We start from the raw sequence: 5,242 nt of genomic DNA, 5'->3' as shown, positions 1-5,242 counted from the left end.
GGAGGGGTGGCGGATCGCAATGGCCACCACCGGCTCTGAACGCGGCCTCACGCTCCGCAGCCCCGGGCGGTTCATGGCCACGGCCGACCGGCTGCTCGCGCTCGCGCGGTCGAGCGACGACCAGACCCTGCGCGACGCGGCGGTGCGGGTCTGGACCGAGGCCGACGCCTACCGGCTCTACACCTTCCACGCCGCGGCGCGGCTCGCCGAGGGCGGCGAGCTCGGCGCCGAGTCGAGCCTGATGAAGGTGTTCTGGTCCGAGCTGGACGTGCGCATGCACGAGCTCGCCCTCGACCTGCTCGGGCCTCGGGTCACCGAGCCCTGGCAGGACGGATTCCTGTTCTCGCTCGCCGGGCCCATCTACGCAGGCACCAACGAGATCCAGCGGAACATCATCGCCGAACGCGTGCTGGGGCTGCCGCGATGAGATTCTCCTTCACCGCCGACCAGCGGCTGCTCGCCGGAGCCGTACGCGAGGTGCTGGCCGGCACCAGCCCGCCGGACGCCGTACGCGCGGCGGCGGCGGACCCGTCGGCCCGCAGGGGCGCGGCGTGGCACGCGCTCGCCCGGGTCGGGCTGCTCGGGGCGCTGGTGGCCGAGGAGCACGGCGGGCTCGGGCTCACCCCGCTCGACACCGTGCTCGCCTTTGAGGAGACCGGCCGGTTCGCGGTGCCCGGCCCTCTCGTCGAATCGGCGGTCGCGGCCCCGTGGCTGGTCGAGCCCGGCTGGCTGGCCAAGATCGCGGCCGGCACCGCCGCCGTCTCGGTCGCGATGCCGCACCTGCTCGACGCCGACGTGGTGGACCTGCTCGTGATGCGGTCGGGCGGAGGCGTCCGCGCCGTGAGCCCCGACGACGTCACGCTCAGCCCGATTCCCTCGCTCGACGCGACCCGGCGGCTGTTCGCCGCGAGCGCGGCCGACGCCGGCCGCGCGGAGGGAGACCCCCTCGGCGGTTCGCCGGCCGTCTTCGGCAGCGCCGCCGACCACGCCGCGCTCGCGACGGCGGCCCAGCTCGTGGGCCTCGGGCGGCGGCTGCTCGAGATGACGGTCGCGTACGCCGGGCAGCGCAGGCAGTTCGGCACGGCCATCGGCTCGTTCCAGGCCGTCAAGCACCAGCTCGCCGACGTCGCGATCGCCCTCGACTTCGCCGCCCCTGTGGTCTACCGCGCCGCGTACGCGCTGACCCACCGGACGCCCTCCGCGCCGCGCGACGTCTCCGCGGCCAAGATCGCGGCCGGTACGGCGGCGCACCGGGCGGCACGCGCGGCGCTGCAGGTGCACGGCGCGATCGGCTACACCGAAGAGCTCGACCTGCACCTGTGGCTCACCCGGGTGTGGTCGCTGCGCGGCGCATGGGGCGAGGAGTCCCTGCACCGCGCGCGGCTGCGGGACGCCCTGCTCGGCGAGCCCGCGCCGCCGCGACTTCCCCAGGGAGTGCGATGATCACATTGGCCAGCGACGTCGGGGGGACCTTCACCGACGTCGTCCTCACCGGCGCCGACGGCCGGACGCACGTGGCCAAGACCCTCACGACGCCCGATGAGCCGACGGCCGGGCTGTTGCGGGGGATCTCCCAGGTGCTCGCCGCCGCCGAGGTGGCTCCCGCGGACGTGGGGCGGTTCGTGCACGCCACCACGCTCGCCACCAACGTGATCCTGGAGCGGCGCGGCGTGCCCGTCGCCTTCGTCACCACCCGTGGCTTCCGTTCGATGCTCGCGCTCGGACGGAGGGCCCGGGTCGAGGAGGAGCGGTTCGACCTGGCGTTCGCGCCGATCGAACCGCCGGTGCCGCTGACCCGCACGTTCGAAGTCCCGGAACGGATCGCCGCCTCGGGCGAGGTCATCGAGCCGCTCGACGAAGAGGCCGCCGAGCGGATCGCCGCCGACATCTCGGCCGGCGGGGCCGCCGCCGTCGCAATCTGCCTGCTGCACTCGCATGCGAACCCGGCGCACGAACGGCGGCTGGCCGGGCTGATCGCCGCCCGGCTGCCGGAGGGCACACCCGTCGTCGTCTCGTCGGAGATCTGGCCGGAACTCGGGGAGTACGAGCGCGCGACGACCACGCTGATGTCGGCGTACGTCGGGCCGGTCATGGCCGCCTACCTGCGCCGGCTCGGCGCCGAGCTGCGCCGCCTCGGCGTCACCGCACCGGTGCACGTGATGGAGTCGGCCGGCGGGGTGCTGCCCGCCTCGCTCGCCGCCGACCGCGCGGTCTTCACGATCGAGTCGGGCCCTGCGGCCGGCGTGATCGCCGCTGCGCGGCAGGGAGCGACCCGCGGTCTGGCCCATCTGATCTCCTTCGACATGGGGGGCACGACGGCCAAGGCCGGCCTGGTCCGGGACGGCCGGCCGGGCGTGACCCATGAGTTCCAGGTCGGCGGCAAGGGCAGCTTCGGCGGACGGCGACCCGGCACGGGAGTGCCGATCAAGGTGCCCGCGATCGACCTGGCCGAGGTCGGCGCGGGCGGCGGCTCGATCGCGTGGGTGGACGCGGGGACGCTACGGGTCGGGCCGCGATCGGCCGGGGCCTCACCAGGCCCGGCCTGCTACGGAAGGGGAGGCACCCTGCCGACCGTCACCGACGCCGACCTCGTGCTGGGCTATCTCGACGCGAGCGGTTTCGGGGAGTTCCCCCTGCACGCGCGGCTCGCCGAGGAAGCGCTCGCCGAACATGTCGCAGGGCCGCTCGGCGTCGGCGTGGTCGAGGCGGCGGCGGCCGTCCACGATGTGGCGAACGCGCAGATGGGCGCTGCGATCCACGTGGTGACGGTGCGAAGGGGGATCGATCCACGGGCGTTCACCCTGGTGGCGCTGGGCGGGGCGGCCCCGACGCACGTCGCCAGGCTGGCCGAACGCTTCGGGATCGCCCGGGTCCTGGTCCCGCCGCACGCGGGCGTCGGCTCGGCCGTCGGGCTGCTGCACGCCGACCTCGCCATGGAGCGCGCGCGTACCTTTCTCGCTCCGACCGGCACGCTGCTGTCGCCGTCGGCGGGCGGGGAAGCGCTCGCCGAGCTGACGGCGGTTTTCGCGGAACTGGAGCGCGCCGCCGCGGCCGACCTGGGCGTTCCGGTGCGCGCCGCCGAGGTCGTGCGGTCGGTCGGCGTACGGTTCGCCGGCCAGGCGCACGCGTTCACCGTCGAGATGCCGGCGGGGCCGGTCACGCCCGAGACGGTCGGGCGGGTGGCCGAGGAGTTCTACAAGCGCTATTACGAGTCCTATGGCATCGACCTGCGCGATCCCGCCGAGCTCACCACCGCCCGCGTCCGGCTGATCCTCCCGGCCGCACCGCCCGCCGACAGGCCGGCTGCCGAAGAGGCCGCCGCCCAACCGGTGAGCGCCACCTCCCACCGTGATCATGCAGTTGTTCCCGTGGAGACGCGGCGGGCGTGGTTCGGCGGCGGGTTCGCCGACGTGCCGGTGCTCGCCCGCGACGGCTGCCCTGCGGGCACGGAGATCATCGGCCCGTACATCCTCACTGAGCCGCAGGCGTCGCTGGTCGTGCCACCGGGCTGGCGCGGCACCGTCGACCCGTACGGCGCGGTGCTGCTGGAGGCACGACCGAGCCGTCCGGGTGAACGGAGCACGCCATGAGCACCTCTGCCGACCTCACCGCGGAGATCCTGCGCAACGCGCTGTGCGTGGCGGCCGAGGAGGCGAGCATCGTCGTCGTCCGGTCGGCGTACTCGACGTTCATCGTCGAGGGGGCCGACGCGGCGGCGGCGATCCTGGACGCCCGGGGCAGGCTCGTCGCACACTCGGTCTCGACCGCCCTGATCCAGTGCGCGAGCCTGCGCAGCGCGCTGCCGTACGTGCTGGAGGCGTTCCCGCTCACGGGCATGGAGCCGGGCGAGGTGTTCCTGCTCAACGACGTCTACCAGGGCGGCATCCACGCCAACGACCTGCTGATCTTCCGCCCGGTGTTCGTGCACGGGGCACCGGCCTACTTCACCGGGACGCTCATCCACGTGGCCGACCTGTCTGGGCTCTCGGCCGGCGGGATGGCCTCCGACGCGACCGACGTCTTCCTCGAGGGCGTGCAGCTGCCGCCGGTGCGGATCGCCACCGCCGGGGGGCTCGTCGACGACCTGGTCCGGGTGCTCGCCGCGAACAGCCGCACGCCGGAAAAGCTGGTCGGCGACCTGCGCGCGCTGATCGCCGGGGCCAACGTGGCGGCCCGCCGGCTCGAGGAGATCATCGACTCGCACACCGCGGAGGGGCTGGCGCGCGGCGTCGACGGCTATCTGGCCCATACCGAGCGGCGGATCCGGGCCGAGCTCTCGGCGCTGCCCGAGGGCACCTACCGCGGGGAGTACGGACTCGATGACGACCGCCGGATCCGGGTCGCGGTCACCGTCGAGGCCGATTCGCCCGATGCCTGGGCGAGCGGTTCCTGGGCGAGCGGTGCCGCGCCGAACGGCGCGCACGTGGTCGTGGACTTCGAGGGCACCGACGAGCAGGTCGCGTCACCGGTCAACTCCGGGTTCTCCCAGACGCTCGGCGGGGTGATGTACGCGCTGCGCTGCTTCGTCGACCCGTCACTTCCCATGAACGAAGGCTGCTTCGCGCCCGTCGAGGTACGGATGCCGCTCGGCAGCCTGGTCAACTGCACCAGGCCCTACCCTGGCGGCGGGCGCTGGGCCACCGTCGCCGCCGCCGAGGAGGCGATCTTCGCGGCGCTGACGCAGGCGCTGCCGGACCGCGGGGTGGCCGCCTCGGGAATCCTGCAGGCCTTCAGCGTGAGCGGCGCGCATCGGCCGTGGCTGCACATGTCGTTCGACCTCGGCGGCATGGGGGCGAGCGCCGACCGGGACGGCCCCGACGCCACGGGCGCGCTGTTCGGCGGCGGGCGCAACATCATCCCGCAGGTCGAGCCGATCGAGGCCCGGCTGCCGCTGAGGGTCGAGGAGGTCTCGCTCATCGCCGACTCCGGTGGGCCGGGGCGGCACCGGGGCGGGCTCGGCACCCGTACGGTCCTGCGGATGCTCGAGGACGCGCGGGTCGACACCCGCGGTGACCGGCTGCGCCGCCCGCCGCCCGGCGCCGCCGGCGGCGAGCCGGGACGGTCCGGCGGCTACTACCGGGAGCGGGCGGACGGCGTACGCGAGCCGCTCGACGCCAAGGCGACCAGACAGCCCCTACGGGCCGGGGAGGCATTCGTGGTCGAGACCTCCGGCGGCGGTGGCTACGGCGACCCGGCCGAGCGGAGCCCGGACGCCCAGCGCAAGGACCTGGCCGACGGCAGG

At 74.6% G+C, this 5,242-nt stretch carries 4 protein-coding genes; all 4 read left to right on the top strand.

Going from position 1 to position 5,242, the window contains the following annotated elements; translation table 11 throughout:
• Positions 1 to 427: acyl-CoA dehydrogenase family protein (locus tag HKK72_RS35580; RefSeq protein WP_261987519.1), on the top strand; the 427-nt coding region annotated here is incomplete at its 5' end.
• Entirely contained in the window at positions 424 to 1,443 is a 1,020-nt protein-coding gene (locus HKK72_RS35575) for an acyl-CoA dehydrogenase family protein (protein WP_187238800.1), read from the top strand. The genes HKK72_RS35580 and HKK72_RS35575, both read left to right, overlap by 4 nt.
• A complete protein-coding gene (locus HKK72_RS35570; protein WP_187238799.1) occupies positions 1,440 to 3,590 on the top strand; it encodes a hydantoinase/oxoprolinase family protein in 2,151 nt (716 codons plus the stop codon). Before HKK72_RS35575 ends, HKK72_RS35570 begins: the two co-directional genes overlap by 4 nt.
• A partial coding sequence (locus tag HKK72_RS35565) for a hydantoinase B/oxoprolinase family protein (RefSeq protein WP_187238798.1) occupies positions 3,587 to 5,242 on the top strand: 1,656 nt, incomplete at its 3' end. The genes HKK72_RS35570 and HKK72_RS35565, both read left to right, overlap by 4 nt.

Source organism: Actinomadura sp. HBU206391, assembly GCF_014323665.1.
GTDB lineage: Bacteria > Actinomycetota > Actinomycetes > Streptosporangiales > Streptosporangiaceae > Actinomadura_C.
The sequence above is the reverse complement of the archived record's forward strand: the minus strand, read 5'-3'. Positions and strand labels throughout refer to the sequence as shown.